This window comes from Arhodomonas aquaeolei DSM 8974, from assembly GCF_000374645.1.
In the GTDB taxonomy this organism is placed as follows: Bacteria; Pseudomonadota; Gammaproteobacteria; order Nitrococcales; family Nitrococcaceae; genus Arhodomonas; species Arhodomonas aquaeolei.
Genome location: NZ_KB894809.1, coordinates 80,837 through 98,258 on the forward strand (window position 1 = coordinate 80,837; position 17,422 = coordinate 98,258).

Genomic DNA, 17,422 nt, shown 5'->3' on the forward strand with positions numbered 1-17,422 from the left:
ACCGGCGCGGCCGGCAACCTTCTGGACCCGCGACCCATGCGACGACTGCTGACACTCACCGGGCTGGTGCTGGCGGCGACACTGCTCGGCGGCTGCGCCGTCACCGCCCCGGAGACTGACTACCCCGACAGGGCCCGCGAGGCGATCGGAGACGTCACGTCCTGGCCGGCGCTCGATGGCGGCGAACCCACCGCCTACCTCAACCAGCTCGTGGGCTCGTCCCGGCTGGACGCCCTTATCCAGGAGGCGCTGGCCGCCAATCCCAACCTGCAGCAGACACTGCTCACTCTGCGAATCCGGCGCAGCGAGCGCCGCCAGACCGGTGCGGACCGGCTGCCCGACCTCGACACGGAACTCACGGGCAGCCGGGAGGAGGACAGCGATACCCGCTACACCGGCTCCGTGACCGTGAGCTGGGAAGCGGACGTCTGGGGCCGGATCGCCGACACATACCGCGCCGCCGACCTGGACGTCGCCGAGCAGCGGGCCCTCTACCAGTCCACGCGGGACACCCTGGCCTCCGAGGTCATGGACTCGTGGCTCCAGCTCATCGCCGACAGGCGCGCCGTCGACATCCAGACACAACGGCTGGGGACGCTCCAGGACAACCTCACCTTCGTGCGCGAACGCTACCGCAAGGGTATCGGCGACATAGACGATCTGGACACCGCAAGGACGGACCTGGCGAGTGCCCGCGCGACACTGGCCGAATACCGCGAGGACCTGGCCTCAGAGCGGCGCTCGCTGCGGGAAATGCTCGGGCGCAGCGACGACGCGGAAATACCGGTGCCGTCGGACTACCCGGGCGTGCGCGTCCCCCTCGTCGATCTACCCGTCCAGACCCTGGGCCGCCGTCCCGACCTCCGCGCGGACTATATCGCCATCCAGGCGCAGGCGGCGCGCACCCGCGCGGCCTACAAGGACATGCTGCCGAGCCTCGACCTGCAGGCGAGCCTGGAGGATGTCGCGACCACGCCGCGGCAGGCGCTGCTCACCGCCCCGGTCTGGTCGCTGCTCGCCGACCTGACCGCGCCGCTGTACCGCGGCGGCGAGCTGAAGGCGGCGGCGGAGCAGGCGGAGCTGGAGGCGGCCAAGGCCTATCAGGCCTACCGCGAGACCCTGCTGACCGCGGTGACCGAGGTGGGCGACGCCATCGGCCAGGAACAGGCCCTGAAGACGCGCCTCGCCCACACCCGCGACGCGCTCGCCAGCGCCCGCCGAAGCCTGGCGAACTACCGCCGGCGCTACCGCGCCGGGCTGGTCACCATTCTCGACCTCCTCGACGTCCAGGAGCAGACCTACGACCTCGAGGCCCAGCTCAACGAGCTCACCCGAAGCCGCCTGGCCAACCGCGTGGACCTCGGCCTGGCACTCGGTCTGGGAGTACACCGATGATCCGTCACTACGCACAGTGGTTCATGCTCCTGGCGGCCCTTACCGTGCTCGTCGCCGTGGTGCTCTACAGCGGGCACGGCATGGAGGAGGCGGCGCGGAAACCCGCGACGGCCGCCGCGGGCACCGCACCGGAGGAACGGCCGGACGTCTCGGTGGTCACCGTCCGCACCGGCACCTACACCGCCCACGCCCAGGGCTATGCCGCCGCCCGGCCGCACTACGAGCTCACGCTCACCGCCGCCGTGTCCGGCCGGGTGGCGTCACTCGGCGGGGACTTCGAGACCGGCCGGCAGGTCCGGAAGGGGGACGTGCTGGCACGGCTCGAGGATGCCGAGTACCAGGCAGGCGTGGCCTCGGCACAACACGACCTTGCCAGCGCCCGCCAGGACCTTCTGGAGGCGGAGCGCGAACGCGACCAGGCCCGGGAGGAATGGGACGCCTCCGGCATGGACGGCGAGCCCGACTCGGCGCTGGTCCTCCACGAGCCCCAGGTCCGCACCGCACGCTCCGCGGTCGTGGATGCCGGGGCCGCGCTGGCCGACGCCCGGCAGGACCTCGCCCACACCCGCATCGACGCCCCCTTCGACGCCCTGGTCGTGAGCCGTGCAATCGCCCCCGGAAGCTACGTACAGGCCGGCGGCGAGATCGCGACCCTCTACAGCACCGACCGCGTGGAGATCGGGGTCCCGCTCGCCGACCGCGACTGGGCCAACCTGCCGGACACCGACACCCTCGCCGACGGCGAATGGCCCGTCACCCTGACCGACGTCGCCGGGGGACACGAATGGTCCGGCCACGTCCTGCGCATCGCCCGCCACCGCGACGACACCACCCGGCAGCGCTCGGTGATCGTTGCCGTGGACCTCCCGCTGTCACGCACACCGCCACTGCTGCCGGGCACGTTCGTGCAGGCACGCATCAGCGGCCGGCGGATCGACGGCCTGTGGCGCCTGCCGCCCGCCGCACTCAGCCAGCGCAGCGAGATCTGGTACGTCACCGGCGACGGCGCGCTCGCGAGCTTCTCCGCCGAACCGGTGTTCAGCGACAGCGACGCCATCTACGTCCGACCGCCGGAGACACTCGCCGGCGCGGCGCAGCAGGTGGTCACCCACCCGCTGGGCTCGTATCTGGCGGGCATGGCGGTCAATCCGGTGGAGACGGAGGCCGCCGGGTCCGGGGGCGGTGCCGATGAGTGATGACCACGCGCGCTTCCCGGGCCTGATCCCGTGGTTCGCCGCCAACCCCGTCGCCGCCAACCTGCTGATGGTGCTCGTCATCGCCCTGGGCGTGGGCTCGGCGTTCACGCTGCGCAAGGAGGCCTTCCCCAGCATGGAGCCGGACAGCGTCACGGTCTCAGTGACCTACGACAGCGGCTCCGCGCGCCAGTCCGAGGAGGGCCTCGCGATCAAGATCGAGGACGCCCTCCAGGACGTCTCCGGCATCGATTCGATGACCAGCACCTCCACGGGCAGCGGCACGACGGTGACGGTGGAGAAACGCAACGACTACGACCTCGACACCCTGCTCACCGACGTGCGCACCCAGGTCGACGCGATCTCCACCTTTCCCGCCGACGCGGAGAACCCGGTGGTGGAGAAGGGCGAGCGCGAGGACCACGCCCTGTGGCTCCAGCTCCACGGTGATACCGACCGCCATACCCTCCAGCAGCTCGCCGACGAGCTCAAGACGGCCCTGCTCGGACGCGCCCAGATCAGCCGGGTCAGCCTCTCGGGGGAGCGCGACCCGATCATGGCGGTGGAGATCGACGAGGGCCGCCTGCAGGCCTACGGCCTGTCGCTCTCGGACGTCGAGGACGCCGTCAATAACGGCTCCACCAGCACCATGACACCGGTGCTGCGCAGCGACACCCTCTACCTCCAGCTCAAGGCTTCGGAGCAGGCCTACGAGCGCGGCGAGTTCGCGGCCATCCCGCTGATCACCACCGCCGACGGCCACCGGGTGCGTCTGGGCGACGTGGCCGACGTCCACGATACCTACGACGAGGACACCCCGGTCCTGTCGCGCTTCAACGGCGAGCCTAGCGTCGCGCTGGAGGTCGTCAGCACCGGCGGGGACGACATCACCGAGTCGGTGGAGGCCGCCCGGGAGGTCGTCGATCAGTGGCGTACCGACGGCCACCTGCCCCGGGGCGTGTCCCTGGACACCTGGCACGACCGCAGCACCTCCATCAACGGGCGGCTGCAGCTGCTGGTGAAGAACGCAATCACCGGTATCGCCCTGGTGTTCGTCCTGCTGGCGCTGTTCCTCAACCTGACGGTGGCCTTCTGGGTGGCGATGGGCCTGCCGTTCATCTTCTTCGGCACACTGTTCTTCATGGGCGACGCCTTAGCGGGGCTGACGCTCAACGAATTCACCACCTTCGGGTTCATCATTGCCCTGGGCATCGTCGTCGACGACGCCGTGGTCGTGGGCGAGAGCGTCTACACGGTGCGCGAGCAGCACGGCGACACGGTCGCCAATACGGTCCTCGGCACCCGCCGGGTGGCGGTGCCCACGCTGTTCGGCGTGTTCACCACGGTCGCCGCCTTCTATGCCCTCTCGCAGACCAGCGGCGGGCTGGGCGAGCTCTATGCCCAGTTCGCGATGGTCGTGGCGATCTGCCTGGTGCTCTCCATCATCGAGTCCAAGCTTATCCTGCCGGCCCACCTCGCCCACCTGAATACCCATCGCGGGCGCAGCCGCAACCCGCTGATGCGGGGCTGGCAGTCCATCCAGAACGGGGCGGACGCCGGCCTCGCGGCCTTTACCGAGCGCTGCTACCGCCCGGTGATCCGCTGGGCGCTGCACTACCGCTACGCGGTGGTGGTGCTGTTCCTGGCGCTGTTCGTGCTGGTGATCAGCATGCCGCTGACGGGGACCGTGCCGATCAGCTTCTTTCCGGCCGTCACCGGCGACACCGTCTCGGCAGAGCTGACCATGCGCAACGACGCCAGCTACGGCCAGACCCATGCAGCCCTGCGGCTGCTGGAGGATCGCGCCCACGATGCCGACCGCGCCCTGCGCGGTGGCGGCGACACCGGCATCGCCCACCTGCAGGTCCTCTCCGAGGCGGATCAGAGCGGCACCGTGGACGTGGAGCTGAGCGACGACGCCCCCTACGACCTGCCGGCCTTCACCCGTCGCTGGCGCGAGCTTGCCGGGCTGCCGGAGGGGGCGCAGTCGCTGAGCGTCCGCAGCACCCGGCAGATGGTCGACGACGTGCGCATCGAGCTGCGCGCCAGCGACGATACGGTCCTCACCCAGGCAGGCGAGCGCTTCAGGGCCGCCCTGAACGCCTATCCGGCGGTCAGCGGCGTCGAGGACAATCTCTCCCCCGGCCAGCCGCAGCTGCACCTGGCGCTGACGCCCAGGGGGCGCGCCCTGGGGCTGACCACCGGGGAGCTTGCCGCACAGGTCCTGCGCACGTTCAACGGCGAGGTGGTCCAGCGCTACCAGCGCGGCCGCGACGAGGTGGAGGTCACCGTCCGCTACCCGGAGGGCCAGCGTCAGAGCGCCACGGACGTGCTCAACGCCCGCGTGCGCACCGACGACGGCGACGTCCTCGCCCTCTCGGACGTCGCCACCGCCACCTACGGCTACACCCGCGAGAGCATCACCCGGATCGACGGCAAGCGCGCGGTCTACCTCTCCGGCGACGTGGACAAGGACGTGATGTCCACCACCGGGCTCGTGGCCGAGCTGCAGGCGAACGTGGTCCCGAACCTCGAACGTCAGTACCCCTCGCTGGACGTGCACTTCGCCGGCGAGGCCGAGGAGCAGGCGGAGACGCAGAGCTCCATGACCCGGATGTTCCTGCTCGCGCTGCTGATGATCTACATCCTGCTCGCCGTGCCGCTGGGCTCGTACCTGCAGCCGGCGGTGATCATGACCGCCATCCCCTTCGGCATCGTCGGTGCCATTCTCGGTCACTGGATCAACGGCCTGGCGCTCAGCATCCTGTCGCTCAACGGGATCGTCGCCCTGAGCGGCGTGGTGGTGAACGACAGTCTCCTGCTCGTGGCGCGCTTCAATGAGCTTCGGGCGGACGCCACCCACCTGCGCGGCGCCATCGCCGAGGCCTGCACCAGCCGGCTGCGGGCGGTTCTGCTCACGTCACTGACCACCTTCGCCGGGCTGATGCCCCTGCTCACGGAGACCTCCACGCAGGCGCAGTTCCTCATCCCGGCGGCGGTCTCGCTCGCCTACGGCATCATGTTCGCCACGGTCATCACGCTGGTGCTCATCCCTGCGCTGCTGCTGATCCGCTACGATGTCGGGACACTGCTGGAGGGGCTGCGCGAGAGGCTGACCGCCGGGGGCGAGGACGCACGGACATGCTGAGCACACTGCTGATCGAGGACGACCTGGACCTGGCCGGCACCGTCGTGCAGTACCTCGACATCGAGGATATCCGCTGCGACCACGCCAGCAACGGTCCCGCCGGTCTCACGCTCATGGAGGCCGGCAGCTACGACGTGCTGCTCCTCGACCTCAACCTCCCGCGCATGGACGGGCTGGGCGTGTGCCAGCGCCTGCGCACCCGCGGCGACGACACGCCGGTGCTCATGCTCACCGCCCGGGACACCCTGGACGACAAGCTCGAGGGCTTCCGCGCCGGCACCGACGACTACCTGGTCAAGCCCTTCGAGCTCCAGGAGCTGGTGGCGCGCATCCACGCCCTCGCCCACCGGCGCAGCGGCCAGGCACGCCAGCTCCGGTACGCGGACCTGGTGATGAATCTGAGCGAACACACCGTCACCCGCGCGGGCCGGACACTGCGCCTCTCACCCACGGGCTGGCGGCTGCTGGAGACACTGCTTCGCGCCGCCCCGGCGGCGGTCTCACGCCGGGCCCTGGAAGAGGCGGTATGGGGCGACGAGCCGCCGGACAGCAACAGCCTGAAGGTCCATCTTCACAACCTGCGACGCGCGGTGGACGCCCCCTTCGATACCGCGCTGGTACACACGGTCAGCGGCTACGGCTTCGCCCTGAGGACCCCGGCGGATGAAACGCCCGATCAGTCTTAAGTGGTTCGTCGCCATTGTCTTTCTCGGGCTGGGGGGCCTGCTCGTCATCGGCTACTCGCTGCTGAGCGCCCAGTTCTTCAAGCGCGGCATGGACAACATGGTGGCCGCCCAGATGGAGCGGGTCGCCCGGGACTACGTCACCGGGGACGCCACGGCGCCGGGCGAGATCGCCGGCTACCGCATCGCGCGGCGCTGGGACGACGTGCCGGCCGCGACCCGGGCCACCTTCGGCCATCCCCCCGCCGAAGCGGACGTGCTGCACATCCACGACGACGCGCGCTGGTTCCAGCCCCCGCAGTTCGTCCGCTTCCTCATGCGCGTGCGCGCCGGCAGGGAAACGGTGTTCGTCAGCCACACCGTCTCCCCGGAAACGGCGTCCGCGCTGGTGGCCCGCAACGCGAAAGCCAACCTGCGGCTGCTGTTCGGCATCAGCGTGGCCAGTGCGCTGGTCCTCGCCGGGGTGATCCTGCTCGTGCTGCGCCGGGTCTCCCGGCCGGTGGCCGCCCTCGGCGCCTGGGCCAGGGACCTGGACGCCCGGCGCCTGCGCGAACCGCCGCCGGACTTCGCCTACCCGGAGCTTAACGAGCTCGCGGCGCTGATCCGGGGCAGCCTCTCCTCGGTGCACGAGGCGCTGGAGCGTGAGCACCGCTTCCTGCGCCACACCAGTCATGAGCTGCGCACGCCGATCAGCGTAATCCGCAGCAACATCGAGCTCATGCACCGGCTGCAGGAGCAGCTCGGCGGGCCGGCGGACCCCCGTCAGGCCCAGGTGATCGAGCGCATCGACCGGGCCAGCCAGACCATGAAGCAGCTCACCGAGGTCCTGCTGTGGCTGAGCCGGGTGGACGAATCGCCGCCGACGGCCCGGCACCTGCGCCTGGATGAGCTCCTGCGCCAAATCACCGGCGAACTGGCGTATCTGCTCACCGACAAGCCCGTGACCGTGGCGCTCGACACCGAACCGTACACGGTTCACGTCCCCGAGGGCCCGGCGCGAATCGTCCTCGGCAACCTCGTCCGCAACGCCTTCCAGCACACCTGGGACGGTCAGGTAAGCATCCGCCAGCGCGGCGACCGGGTGCTGATCGTCAACCCGCGCCCTGTCGACGGCGAGGGCGGCAACGACGGCGACGACCTCGGTTTCGGACTCGGGCTGCGCCTCACGGCCCGGCTCACCGGGCGCCTGGGATGGGCCTACCGCAACCGGGCGCGCCGCCGCCACCGCGTCGTGCGCCTGTGCTTCGGCACGGCAGGGAACGCCACCGACCGACCGCGGTCACGTTGAACGCCACTATCCCGAACATCGTTGTTGCGAATAATTATCGTTTGGTCTATGGTGAACGCCATTCCAACGACGTGAAGGAGAAGGCACTATGAAGTACGCTCTCACCGCCGCTGTCGCCGCTGCGGCCCTGGTCCCCGGGCTGGCCTCGGCAGTGGAGTACCCGGCGGGCAAGCCGACGACCATGCACGGACTGGAAATCGCCGCGGTATACCTGCAGCCCGTGGAGATGGAGCCCGCCGGACAGATGTCCACGTCGAAGGCGGACGTTCATCTCGAGGCCGACATCCACGCGGTCGAGGACAACCCCAACGGCTTCGCGGTCGGCGCCTGGATGCCCTACCTCACGATCGAGTACAAGCTGACCAAGGAAGGCGGTGCCACCACCAGCGGCGTGTTCGACGCGATGGTCGCCAATGACGGCCCGCACTACGGCAAGAACGTCAAGCTCGACGGCCCCGGTGAGTACCACCTGACCTACACCATCTATCCCCCGGGACATGCGCCGGAGGGTGTCGATGCGCCGATGTTCATGCGGCACGTGGACGACGAGACCGGTGTCGGCGAGTGGTTCAAGCCCTTCAAGGTGGATTTCGACTTCACCTATGCCGGCATCGGCAAGAAGGGCAGCTACTAGGAGACACCCATGGTGAAGACACTGAGCCGCTGGCTCGGTCTCGCCCTGCTCCTGGCCGCCGCCACGGCGGCGGCCGAGCTGCCGACCTATCGCCTCGAGCTGCATAACGGCGAGCTGCGGCCCGCCCGCCTCGAGGTCAAGGCCGGGGAGCGGTTCAAGATCGAGCTGCACAATACCGGTAACACTCCGGTAGAATTCGAGAGCACGCGGTTACGCAAAGAGAAGGTCATGGCGCCCGGCGTTCAGTCGTTCGTCGTGGTGCACCCGCTCAAGCCCGGCGAGTACGAGTTCTTCGACGAGTTCCACCTCCCCGATGCCCGAGGCGTAATCGTCGCCAAGTAGTAGCCACAGACCGGAGTTCCGTCATGGAAATGGGACAGGTGTTCTTCGTCGTCTGGCGCGAAAGCGTCGAGGCGATTCTTGTCGTTGGGATCGTCTATGCGTGGCTCCGGCATCACCCGAGCGGGCGTATCGGGCTGCGCTATCTGTGGTCCGGCGTGGCCGCGGGCCTGCTGATCGCGACGGGACTCGCCGCCGGGCTGATGGGCATGGGCAGCCTGCTCAGCGGCAGCGCCCAGGAGACCTTCCAGACCATTATGGTCCTCGTCGCCTCGGGGCTCATCGTGCAGATGGTCATCTGGATGCGGCGCCATGGCGCGGGACTGTCACGGGAGCTGCGCGAGAGCGTCGACCAGTCCATCGCGACCTCGCAGTACACCGGGATCGCCGTGCTGGTCGCCATCGCCGTCGCCCGCGAGGGCGCTGAGACCGTGGTCTTCCTCTACGGCATCGGTGCGGCGAGTATCAGCATGGGTAACGGCGGGACCTTCGCGCTCTACGCCCTCGCCGGATTCGGCGTCGCGCTGGTCACCTTCTACATCCTGCAGCTGGGTTCCCGGGTGTTCTCCTGGCGCCATTTCTTCCGTGTCAGCGAAGCGCTGCTGCTGCTGCTCGCCGGCTCGCTGCTGGTCAGCGGCGTGGACCGTCTGATCGGCATGGGCTGGCTGCCGGCGGGCATGGACCCGGTCTGGAGCACCCCGGGGCTGCTCGACGACGCCACGCGCTTCGGCGGTCTGGTGGCGGCGCTCACCGGCTACCGGGCCTATCCGGCGCTCACGGACGTCATCGCCCTCGCGGCCTTCTGGGTGATCGTCGTCGCCCTGCTGCGCTGGAGCGGGCGCCGACCGCCGCGCAGGACGGCCACAGCCAGGGAGCAGCAGCCCAGCACCGCCGCATCATGAGCTGTGCGGCCGGCATGATGCAGGGCGCCGCCCCGGGCGGCCGACTGGCCGCCTGGGGCGAGTGGATGCGCCGTCATCGCGGCGTGATCCAGGGTATTCAGTGGGGCGTGGTCGGCGTCTACGCCTTCCTGCTGATCGTTCCCACGCTGTTGCCCCTGCCGCCGTACACCGCCGGCATCCTGGACAACCTCACCGTCTTCGCGCAGTTCGTCTTCTGGGGCATCTGGTGGCCGTTCGTGCTGCTGAGCATCGTGCTCATGGGGCGCGTGTGGTGCGGTGTCTTCTGCCCGGAGGGTACGCTCACCGAGTTCGCCAGCCGCCACGGCCGCGGTGGCGCCATCCCGCGCTGGGTGCGCTGGGGTGGCTGGCCTTTCGTGGCCTTCGTGGGCACGACGCTCTACGGCCAGATGGCAAGCGTCTACGACTATCCCGGGCCGGCGCTGATCGTACTCGGCGGCTCCACCGTGGCCGCCATGATCGTCGGCTTCCTCTACGGCCGGGACAAGCGAGTCTGGTGCCGCTACCTCTGCCCGGTCAACGGCGTCTTCCGACTGCTCTCGCGGCTCTCGCCGCTGCACTATCGTACGCACGAGGACGCCTGGCAGGCGGCACGGCGCAGCGTCCGCCCGGAACGCGTCAACTGCCCCACCCTTCTGGCCCTGCGCGAGCTCGACGAGGCCGGCGGCTGCCACATGTGCGGGCGCTGCAGCGGCTACCGCGGGGCCATCGCGCTGGAACCGCGGCTGCCGGGATCGGAGATCACCCGTATCGGGGCCCGGAACGCCAGCGGCTGGGAGTACGTGCTGCTGGTCTTCGGTCTCATCGGCACGGCGATCGGGGCCTTTCACTGGAGCGCGAGCCCGTGGTTCGTGACTGCCAAGCAGGCGATCGCCACGTGGCTGGTTCACCACGACTGGATGTGGCCGCTGACGATGCACGCACCGTGGTGGGTGTTCACCAACTACCCGGGCGAGAACGACGTGTTCAACCTGCTCGACGGCGCGCTGCTGATCGTCTACATCGCCACCACCGCCGTGATCGTGGGTAGCGCGGTCACCGCCGCACTGGCCCTGGGCACCCGGGCGATGGGGCAGTGGCGGCCCCAACGGCTCTACCACCTCGCCCATTCCCTGATACCGCTCGGCGGCATAGGGGCGTTCCTCGGCCTGTCCATGACCACCGTGTCACTGCTGCGCGCCGACGGCGTGCCGGTGTTCTGGGTCGGCGAGACACGGGCGCTGCTCCTTGCCGCCGCGACGGCATGGAGCCTCGGCCTCGCCTGGCGAATCACCGCGGTACACGTGCCCGGGCAATGGCTGCGCCGTCTCGGCGGCTTCGCCGGGGGCGCCGCCGCGGCAGGCGTCGTCGCCGCGGCCTGGTGGCTCCTCTTCTGGGGCTGGTGAGACGGGCCCGGGGCGTTCAGACCCCGGCACGCCCCATCCGCTGCATGCGTGCCAGCCAGCGGTGCCGGCGCTCGGCGCTGGCGTTTCCCACCCCGCCGATCAGGTACTCCCCGACCGGCGAGATCCCGCAAAAGCGCAGAATGTTGCGCTCCAGGCTCTTCAGGCTGTGCGCGCCGAAATACCAGCGGTAGGCGAACGCGGGCATGCCCATGGTCACCACGACCCGTGCCGATCGCCCCTGCAGGCGTTTGCGTGGGAGGCCGTCCGGGCGGTAATCGAAGGCGAAACCCGGGCGCAGGGTCTGCTCCAGGAAGGCCTTGAGCAGCGCCGGCATGGTACCGAGCCATAAGGGATAGACGATGACCACGTGCTCCGCCCAGGCAATGGCCTCCTGGGCGGCGGCGATGTCCGGCGGTGGCGGTTCGCCCGTAAACGCCCGTTCGTTGCGGAGCAGCCCGAAATCGAGACCCGCGACGTCGATACGGCGCACACTGCGCCCCGTCTCGCCGGCCCCCGCCGCGTAGGCATCCGCCAGGGCGTGACACAGGTGCCCGCCCGCCGGATCCGGGTGCCCCTGCACGATCGCGATACGCGTTGCCATACGCCCTCCCACCGTCCCTGTTCGACGCCATTATCACGATCATACCGCCGCGGGGGAACGCCCGCCGGGCGGCGTTGAGGACGACGGCGGCGGTGCGTTATAAGGGCCCCGGCGGGGGCTACCATGATCGTCCCCCATCAGGAGGTAATCCCATGGCCAACGGCTGGACACACGACGGCGCGGTGCAGGAGCAGATCGACAGCTCCGTGGCCGACGCGCTCGAGCGCATCCGCAGCCGGCTCCCGAGCGGTGAGAGCCTGACCCACTGCGAGGAGTGCGACGCGGAGATCCCGGCGGGCCGCCGCGAGGCTATTCCGGGTGTGCGCCTGTGCGTGAACTGCCAGGCGGCCCGGGACGAGGAAGAGCGCGGATTCAGCAGCTACAACCGACGGGGCAGCAAGGACAGTCAGCTCCGCTGAGCGCGGCACCCGGCGAGTGGATGCAACGCGCGGCAGGGGCGGTCGACCGCTCACTAAATTGACTTCGCGTGCGTTCTGTCACAGATTGCTGGGCAAAACATCCTGACTACATACCGCCACCGGGCACCGGGTAACCCAGGACCCAGGACCCCCATGCTGTCTCTCACCGATCCCGTCAGCCGGACCCGACGATGGCTTCCCGTCGCACTGCTCGGCGCCCTGGTCATCGGCGCGGTGTTCCTGCTCCAGCGGATCTACATGGAATTCCGCGCGGACACGGTGGCGCAGGCCGGCCGACAGGTCGAACTGGCAGCCGCCATCAAGGCGGACGCCCTGCAGCGCTCGCTGGGCGAGTATCACGAAACCCTGCAGGTGATCGCCGCGGACGAGCGCGTCCGGCAGACCGTCAGGGACGGCCCCGATGCCGCACGTCTGCGCGCCGTTCAGGGGTTGCTGACCACCGTGGACCGTGTCCACGGCCGACTGCTGTGCGCCGTCACCCTGGCGGACGCCTCGGGTGTCATGGTCAGCCGGCCGGGGCCGGGCTGGTGTAACGGACCGTTCCTGCCGGCGCGGGCGGTACGCACGGGCACCCCGGAGCGAAGTGGTCACCTCCACGACGTCAACGGCCGCTGGCTGCTCCACCTCGTCACCCCGATCCGCGACGAAGGCCCCGCACTGGGCCGCGTCGAGGGGTGGCTCGACCTGCATGCGATGCTGGAACGCCTGCTCGGTGACGTGCACCCCTATCGCGGCGGCCATGCCTACGCGGTGCGCCCGGACGGCACCGTGCTCTGGCACCCCATCGAGCTCGCCGCGGGCGATCCGGAGATGCACGGCGCGGCGGCCGCCGTGGCCCGGCTGTCCGCGCAGACCGGCACCGCCACACCCGCCGGCAGCGGCGAACTCATCCGGGGCGATCACGCCGTCGTCGACGGCCAGGTGATCGCCTACGCGCCGGTCCAGTGGTTCGACGAACGTTTCTACGTCACCGTGACCGCCCCGCTCTCGGCGGTACTGGAGCCGACGGTGTCGTTCGTCTCGGATATCGTGGTGCTCGGCGGGACCCTGCTGGGACTGATCATCGTGGGCTCAGCCATCGGTGCCTTCCTGCACCGTCGCCATCTCGCCGCGCTCTCGGAGCTGCGTAATATCCTCCGCATCAGCCCTGCGGTGATCTACCGCGCCCGTGTCGTGGGCGACCGGCTGGTACCGACGTTCGTCAGTGATACGGTCCAGGGGATTCTGGGCTATGCGCCGGGGCAGATCGGCGACTCCGAGTGGTGGCTGGAACGGATCGACCCACGGGACCGCAAGGCGGTGCGGGACGGCCACGACCGTCTGCTCGGCGACGGCCGCCTGGCGCAGACCTTCCGCGTCCACACGGCAGACGGCGACGTGCGCTGGCTGCAGGAAAACGTGGCGGTGATCCGCGACGACCGGGGCACGACGGGCGAGGTCGTCGGTGCGCTGCTGGACGTCACCGCCCACAGCGAGGCGGCGGCGTCGCGGCGGCTCGCGGACAGCTTCTTCGAGCACTCCGAGGAGCTGTGCATGGTGCTCGACGCGGATCGGCGCATCCTGCGGGTGAACCGCGCGTTCACCCGCATCACGGGTTACGCCGCGCACGAGATCCTCGGCGCACCGGTCGCGGACGGACGCTACGGCGACGAGGATGTCTTCGCCGACGAGGCCGTCTGGCGTCAGCTCGAGTCGACGGGGAGCTGGCAGGGCGAGGCGCGCCGGCGTCGCCGCACGGGCGAGTCCTACCGGCTGTGGGTGACACTGACGGCGATACGGGGCGACGACGGCCACGTCACGCACTACACGCTCAGCGGTCTCGAGGTCAGCCGCGGCGACGCCCTGGAGGCCCGGCTCTACCGCATGACCAATTACGACGACGTCACCGGCCTGCCCAACCGGAACGTGATCCTGGACCGCCTGCAGCATATGCTCACCACCGATTCGGCGCGGGGCGGGGGCGGCATCGCGGTGCTGTTCGCCGACATCCGCCGCTTCAGCCGGATCCATGAAACACTCGGTCCCCATCTCTCCGAGCAGGTCCTGCGCGCGATCGGAGAACGGCTTGACCGGGTGGTACGCCCCGCCGGCGGACTGGTCGGGCGCTATGGCAACGACACCTTCCTGGTGCTCCTGCGGGCGGGTCCGGGGCACCTCCCCTGCGCCGCCGAGACCGTCGCCGAGGGCATGGTCGCCTCGGTCGAGGCACCGATCCCCCTCGGCGAGCAGACGATCTTCACGGATCTCAACATCGGCGTGGCCATCGCCCCCGACGACGGCCATGACGTGGAACGGCTCGTCATCGCCGCGATGACCGCGACCCGCCGGGCGCAGCAGTCCGCGGTGATCCGCTACAGCTTCTTCCAGGCGGATTTCGCCGCCCACGGCCAGCGCCGGCTGACCCTGGAGAACCGCCTGCGCACGGCACTGGACGACAGCGCCCTCTCCCTCCACTACCAGCCGCAGATCCGTCTGGAAGACGGCGAGGTCGTCGGTGCGGAGGCGCTGCTTCGCTGGCACGACGCGGAGCTCGGGCCGGTGAGCCCCGCCGAGTTCATTCCAGTGGCCGAAGAAAGCGGCCTGATCGAGGACATCGGCGCCTGGGTGCTGGAACAGGCCTGCCACGAGGCCGCGGCCTGGCCGGCGGCCGGGCTCGGCACGCTGCGCGTGGGCGTGAACCTGTCGCTGCGCCAGTTCCGCAGCGACACCCTCGTCGAAACCGTGGACCGCGCGCTGGCCGCCTCCGGCCTGCCCGCCGACCGGCTGGAGCTGGAGATCACCGAGGGCACGGCCATATCGGACGCCGAAGCCACCGCCGCGGCCCTCACGGCGCTGCGCGAGCGCGGGATCACGGTGGCCGTGGACGACTTCGGCACTGGCTATGCGTCGCTGTCGTACCTCCACAGCCTGCCGGTGGATACCATGAAGATCGACCGCTCCTTCGTGCAGAGCCTGGACTCGGAACCGCGCAGCGCGGAGATCGCCCGCGCGATCATCTCGCTGTCGCACACGCTGGGGCTGCGCGTGATCGCCGAGGGCGCCGAGATGCCGGAGCACGTGACGTTCCTGCGGCGCGAGGGCTGCGACGAGGTGCAGGGCTTCCATTTCTCCCGCCCCCTCCCGGCGGCGGCCTTCCGGGCGTGGGTAATCGCGCGGGATCGCGCCTGATCCGTGCACGCCGGTGCGTCCTGATCCATGATCGGGGGGTGGAACCATCTCCAGGGAGGGCACCATGCGCACGCTCATACCGACCCTGGTCGCCGCCGCCGTTGCGCTCGCCAGCGGCGACGCCCTGGCGCTTCGCTGCGGCAATCACCTGATCCAGCAGGGCGACAGCACCCAGCGGGTGGCGCGCCACTGCGGCGAACCCGACTACATCGAGCACCGTGCGGAGGCCTTCGTGCCCGGAACCGGCTATGTCAGCGACGTGGAGGCGTGGTACTACAACCGTGGCCCCCAGCAGTTTCTGCGCGTCCTGACCTTCCGTAACGGCGACCTGGTCCGGGAGGAAACCGGCAGCTACGGCTTCTCCCCGAGCGTGGCGGGTCACTGCTCGCCCAACCGCATCCGCACCGGCATGTCCAAGCTCGAGCTCTACCGCCGCTGCGGCCCGCCCGTGCACCGGCGCACCCGCTTTCGCACCGGCGTGTCCGACGGCCGCCGACACTCGCTGAGCGCGGTGGAACAGGTGGACGAGTGGGTCTATTCGTTCGGTCCCACGCGCTTCAACCGGATCGTGGAGATCGTCAACGGCGAGGTGCGCTCGGTCACCGTGAGCGAGGAGCGCGGCGAGTGACCGGCGCCGACAGCGCACGGCTGTGCTTCCACGACTCGCTCAACGAGTTCCTCGCACCGGTGCACAGACAGCGGCCATTCGACTATCCCCTCACGCGGCGGGCCTCGGTGAAGGACGTCGTCGAGGCCCTGGGCGTGCCGCATCCCGAGGTCGGCCTGATCCGCGTCGACGGCACCGCCGTCGGCTTCGCTCACATCGTCGCCGCCGGCGAGCGGATCGACGTCTACCCGGTCCCCACCACGCAGGCGCCGGACGGCGCGTCACTGCTGCGGCCACCGCCGGCGCTGCCGCCCCGCTTCGTGGCGGACACGCACCTGGGCACGCTGGCCCGCTATCTTCGCCTGCTCGGCTTCGACACACGCTACCGCAACGACCACGACGACCCCACGCTGGCGGCGATCGCCGCCGCCGACGGCCGCATCCTGCTGACCCGCGACCGGGGACTGCTCAAGCGCCGCATGGTCACCCACGCCTGCTTCCTGCGGGCCGACGCGCCCCGGGATCAGCTCCACGAGGTCGCGGTGCGCTATCCGCTGGCGGCGTGGATGGACCCGCTCAGCCGCTGCGCACGCTGCAACGGCGTCCTCCGCGCGGTGGACAAGGCCGCCATCGCCCACCGCCTGGCACCGAAGACCCACCGCTACTACCGGCGCTTCCGTGAATGCGACGGCTGCGGCCAGCTCTACTGGGCGGGCAGTCACGTGCGCCACCTGGAGGCGCTGGTCGCGGAGGTCCGCGACGGTGCCGGCGGGGGCGCGCCTCCCGGGACACGGGAGATCGCGCACGTCCCGCCCCACTGACCGGGGACAGGGTTCAACGCGTACCCGCCGCGGCCGGCGCCGCTTGATGGAGGAACGCCAGCACGTCGCCCATGAGCGCATTGATCGCCTCGTAGCGGGCAGCCGGCGCCGCCAGGATCTCCGCCGCGCTCTGCACGTAGGTGGCAGGCACGAGCTCGTCGCCGCAGTGCGCCACCAGCGCCTGCGCGGAGGCCGGCGTCGTCTCCAGGTGGAACTGCAGGCCGAGCACGGTGCGCCCGAGCTGGAATGCCTGGTTGGGGCAGACCGGACTGCTCGCCAGGCGCACGGCCCCCGGCGGCAGCGCCAGGGCCTCGCCATGCCAGTGGAAGACCTCCACCGACGGCGGGAAACGGAACAGCGACGGATCGTCGCCGCCCTCGCCCCGGATCGGGAACCAGCCGATCTCCTTCTCCGGGCCCGGGCCGACGGCGGCCCCCATGGCACTGGCGATCAGCTGCGCCCCGAGGCAGACGCCGAGCACCGGCGTCCCCGCCTCTATCACCTCGCGCACGAACGCCTTCTCCGCCCTCAGCCAGGGGCGGTCCGTCTCGTCGTTGACGCTCATCGGCCCGCCCATGACCACGAGGAAGTCCACCTCGCGGGGCGCCGGCAGTGCCGCCGTGCGATAGAGCGGCGTGCCGGTGACGGTGTAGCCGGCATCCTCCAGCCACTCGGCGATACGCTCCGGCCCCTCGAAGGGCACATGCTGTAGGTAGTGCGCGCGCATGATCGGCTCCCTGCAATGCGTGATCCGTACCGGCGGCCGGGACCGCCCCGACGCCGATTGTGAGCGCTCCGGG

General features: G+C 70.2%; 15 protein-coding genes. 13 read left to right on the plus strand and 2 right to left on the minus strand.

The annotated features are described in order from the left end of the window. The first annotated feature begins 36 nt into the window (after positions 1 to 36). From C516_RS0111125 to C516_RS0111165, 9 genes are all read left to right on the plus strand, one after another. Positions 37 to 1,395: an efflux transporter outer membrane subunit gene (locus C516_RS0111125; protein WP_018718468.1), complete on the plus strand. Its 1,359-nt coding sequence runs from the start codon at positions 37 to 39 to the stop codon at positions 1,393 to 1,395. Continuing rightward, on the plus strand, positions 1,392 to 2,591 hold the full coding sequence (locus C516_RS0111130) for an efflux RND transporter periplasmic adaptor subunit (protein WP_018718469.1): 1,200 nt from the start codon (positions 1,392 to 1,394) through the stop codon (positions 2,589 to 2,591). Before C516_RS0111125 ends, C516_RS0111130 begins: the two co-directional genes overlap by 4 nt. Further along, positions 2,584 to 5,736 (plus strand): efflux RND transporter permease subunit, encoded by a 3,153-nt coding sequence (locus C516_RS0111135; RefSeq protein WP_018718470.1) that lies wholly within the window; start codon positions 2,584 to 2,586, stop codon positions 5,734 to 5,736. The genes C516_RS0111130 and C516_RS0111135 overlap by 8 nt, the downstream gene beginning before the upstream one ends. Further along, entirely contained in the window at positions 5,730 to 6,422 is a 693-nt protein-coding gene (locus tag C516_RS0111140) for a response regulator transcription factor (RefSeq protein ID WP_018718471.1), read from the plus strand. Before C516_RS0111135 ends, C516_RS0111140 begins: the two co-directional genes overlap by 7 nt. Continuing rightward, positions 6,400 to 7,707 (plus strand): sensor histidine kinase, encoded by a 1,308-nt coding sequence (locus tag C516_RS0111145; protein WP_018718472.1) that lies wholly within the window; start codon positions 6,400 to 6,402, stop codon positions 7,705 to 7,707. The genes C516_RS0111140 and C516_RS0111145 overlap by 23 nt, the downstream gene beginning before the upstream one ends. A gap of 88 nt (positions 7,708 to 7,795) precedes the next feature. Then, complete coding sequence (locus C516_RS0111150; RefSeq protein WP_018718473.1) at positions 7,796 to 8,341, plus strand: iron transporter; 546 nt, start codon at positions 7,796 to 7,798, stop codon at positions 8,339 to 8,341. A 9-nt stretch (positions 8,342 to 8,350) separates the two neighbouring features. Next, positions 8,351 to 8,683 (plus strand): cupredoxin domain-containing protein, encoded by a 333-nt coding sequence (locus tag C516_RS0111155; protein ID WP_018718474.1) that lies wholly within the window; start codon positions 8,351 to 8,353, stop codon positions 8,681 to 8,683. A gap of 23 nt (positions 8,684 to 8,706) precedes the next feature. After that, positions 8,707 to 9,582 (plus strand): FTR1 family iron permease, encoded by an 876-nt coding sequence (locus C516_RS0111160; RefSeq protein ID WP_018718475.1) that lies wholly within the window; start codon positions 8,707 to 8,709, stop codon positions 9,580 to 9,582. After that, positions 9,579 to 10,985, plus strand: coding sequence for a 4Fe-4S binding protein (locus tag C516_RS0111165; RefSeq protein ID WP_018718476.1), 1,407 nt, complete (start codon positions 9,579 to 9,581; stop codon positions 10,983 to 10,985). Before C516_RS0111160 ends, C516_RS0111165 begins: the two co-directional genes overlap by 4 nt. A gap of 16 nt (positions 10,986 to 11,001) precedes the next feature. Here the strand turns inward: C516_RS0111165 and C516_RS0111170 are convergent, their stop codons facing one another. Next, the gene (locus C516_RS0111170; RefSeq protein ID WP_018718477.1) at positions 11,002 to 11,586 is read right to left on the minus strand and encodes an NAD(P)H-dependent oxidoreductase; all 585 of its coding nucleotides are present in this window, start codon (positions 11,584 to 11,586) and stop codon (positions 11,002 to 11,004) included. Between the two features lie 152 nt (positions 11,587 to 11,738). On the opposite strand from C516_RS0111170, the gene C516_RS0111175 reads away from it, so the two are divergent. From C516_RS0111175 to C516_RS0111190, 4 genes are all read left to right on the plus strand, one after another. Beyond that, entirely contained in the window at positions 11,739 to 12,005 is a 267-nt protein-coding gene (locus tag C516_RS0111175) for a DksA/TraR family C4-type zinc finger protein (protein WP_018718478.1), read from the plus strand. 153 nt (positions 12,006 to 12,158) lie between these two features. Further along, positions 12,159 to 15,194 carry a bifunctional diguanylate cyclase/phosphodiesterase gene (locus C516_RS20540; RefSeq protein WP_018718479.1) on the plus strand — a complete coding sequence of 1,012 codons (3,036 nt, stop codon included), beginning with the start codon at positions 12,159 to 12,161 and terminating at the stop codon, positions 15,192 to 15,194. A 64-nt stretch (positions 15,195 to 15,258) separates the two neighbouring features. Further along, positions 15,259 to 15,822, plus strand: coding sequence for a DUF2845 domain-containing protein (locus C516_RS0111185; protein WP_018718480.1), 564 nt, complete (start codon positions 15,259 to 15,261; stop codon positions 15,820 to 15,822). Continuing rightward, positions 15,819 to 16,622 carry a Mut7-C RNAse domain-containing protein gene (locus C516_RS0111190; RefSeq protein ID WP_018718481.1) on the plus strand — a complete coding sequence of 268 codons (804 nt, stop codon included), beginning with the start codon at positions 15,819 to 15,821 and terminating at the stop codon, positions 16,620 to 16,622. Before C516_RS0111185 ends, C516_RS0111190 begins: the two co-directional genes overlap by 4 nt. A 13-nt stretch (positions 16,623 to 16,635) precedes the next feature. On the opposite strand, the gene C516_RS0111195 is transcribed toward C516_RS0111190, so the two are convergent. Next, positions 16,636 to 17,349, minus strand: coding sequence for a type 1 glutamine amidotransferase (locus C516_RS0111195; RefSeq protein ID WP_018718482.1), 714 nt, complete (start codon positions 17,347 to 17,349; stop codon positions 16,636 to 16,638). Positions 17,350 to 17,422: the final 73 nt, after the last annotated feature.

Bases quoted from the DNA above. Each gene is read 5' to 3' on its own strand.
- C516_RS0111125 (WP_018718468.1), top strand. From the start codon at position 37: ATGCGACGACTGCTGACACTCACCGGGCTGGTGCTGGCGGCGACACTG.
- C516_RS0111130 (WP_018718469.1), top strand. From the start codon at position 1,392: ATGATCCGTCACTACGCACAGTGGTTCATGCTCCTGGCGGCCCTTACC.
- C516_RS0111135 (WP_018718470.1), top strand. From the start codon at position 2,584: ATGAGTGATGACCACGCGCGCTTCCCGGGCCTGATCCCGTGGTTCGCC.
- C516_RS0111140 (WP_018718471.1), top strand. From the start codon at position 5,730: ATGCTGAGCACACTGCTGATCGAGGACGACCTGGACCTGGCCGGCACC.
- C516_RS0111145 (WP_018718472.1), top strand. From the start codon at position 6,400: ATGAAACGCCCGATCAGTCTTAAGTGGTTCGTCGCCATTGTCTTTCTC.
- C516_RS0111150 (WP_018718473.1), top strand. From the start codon at position 7,796: ATGAAGTACGCTCTCACCGCCGCTGTCGCCGCTGCGGCCCTGGTCCCC.
- C516_RS0111155 (WP_018718474.1), top strand. From the start codon at position 8,351: ATGGTGAAGACACTGAGCCGCTGGCTCGGTCTCGCCCTGCTCCTGGCC.
- C516_RS0111160 (WP_018718475.1), top strand. From the start codon at position 8,707: ATGGAAATGGGACAGGTGTTCTTCGTCGTCTGGCGCGAAAGCGTCGAG.
- C516_RS0111165 (WP_018718476.1), top strand. From the start codon at position 9,579: ATGAGCTGTGCGGCCGGCATGATGCAGGGCGCCGCCCCGGGCGGCCGA.
- C516_RS0111170 (WP_018718477.1), bottom strand. From the start codon at position 11,586: ATGGCAACGCGTATCGCGATCGTGCAGGGGCACCCGGATCCGGCGGGC.
- C516_RS0111175 (WP_018718478.1), top strand. From the start codon at position 11,739: ATGGCCAACGGCTGGACACACGACGGCGCGGTGCAGGAGCAGATCGAC.
- C516_RS20540 (WP_018718479.1), top strand. From the start codon at position 12,159: ATGCTGTCTCTCACCGATCCCGTCAGCCGGACCCGACGATGGCTTCCC.
- C516_RS0111185 (WP_018718480.1), top strand. From the start codon at position 15,259: ATGCGCACGCTCATACCGACCCTGGTCGCCGCCGCCGTTGCGCTCGCC.
- C516_RS0111195 (WP_018718482.1), bottom strand. From the start codon at position 17,349: ATGCGCGCGCACTACCTACAGCATGTGCCCTTCGAGGGGCCGGAGCGT.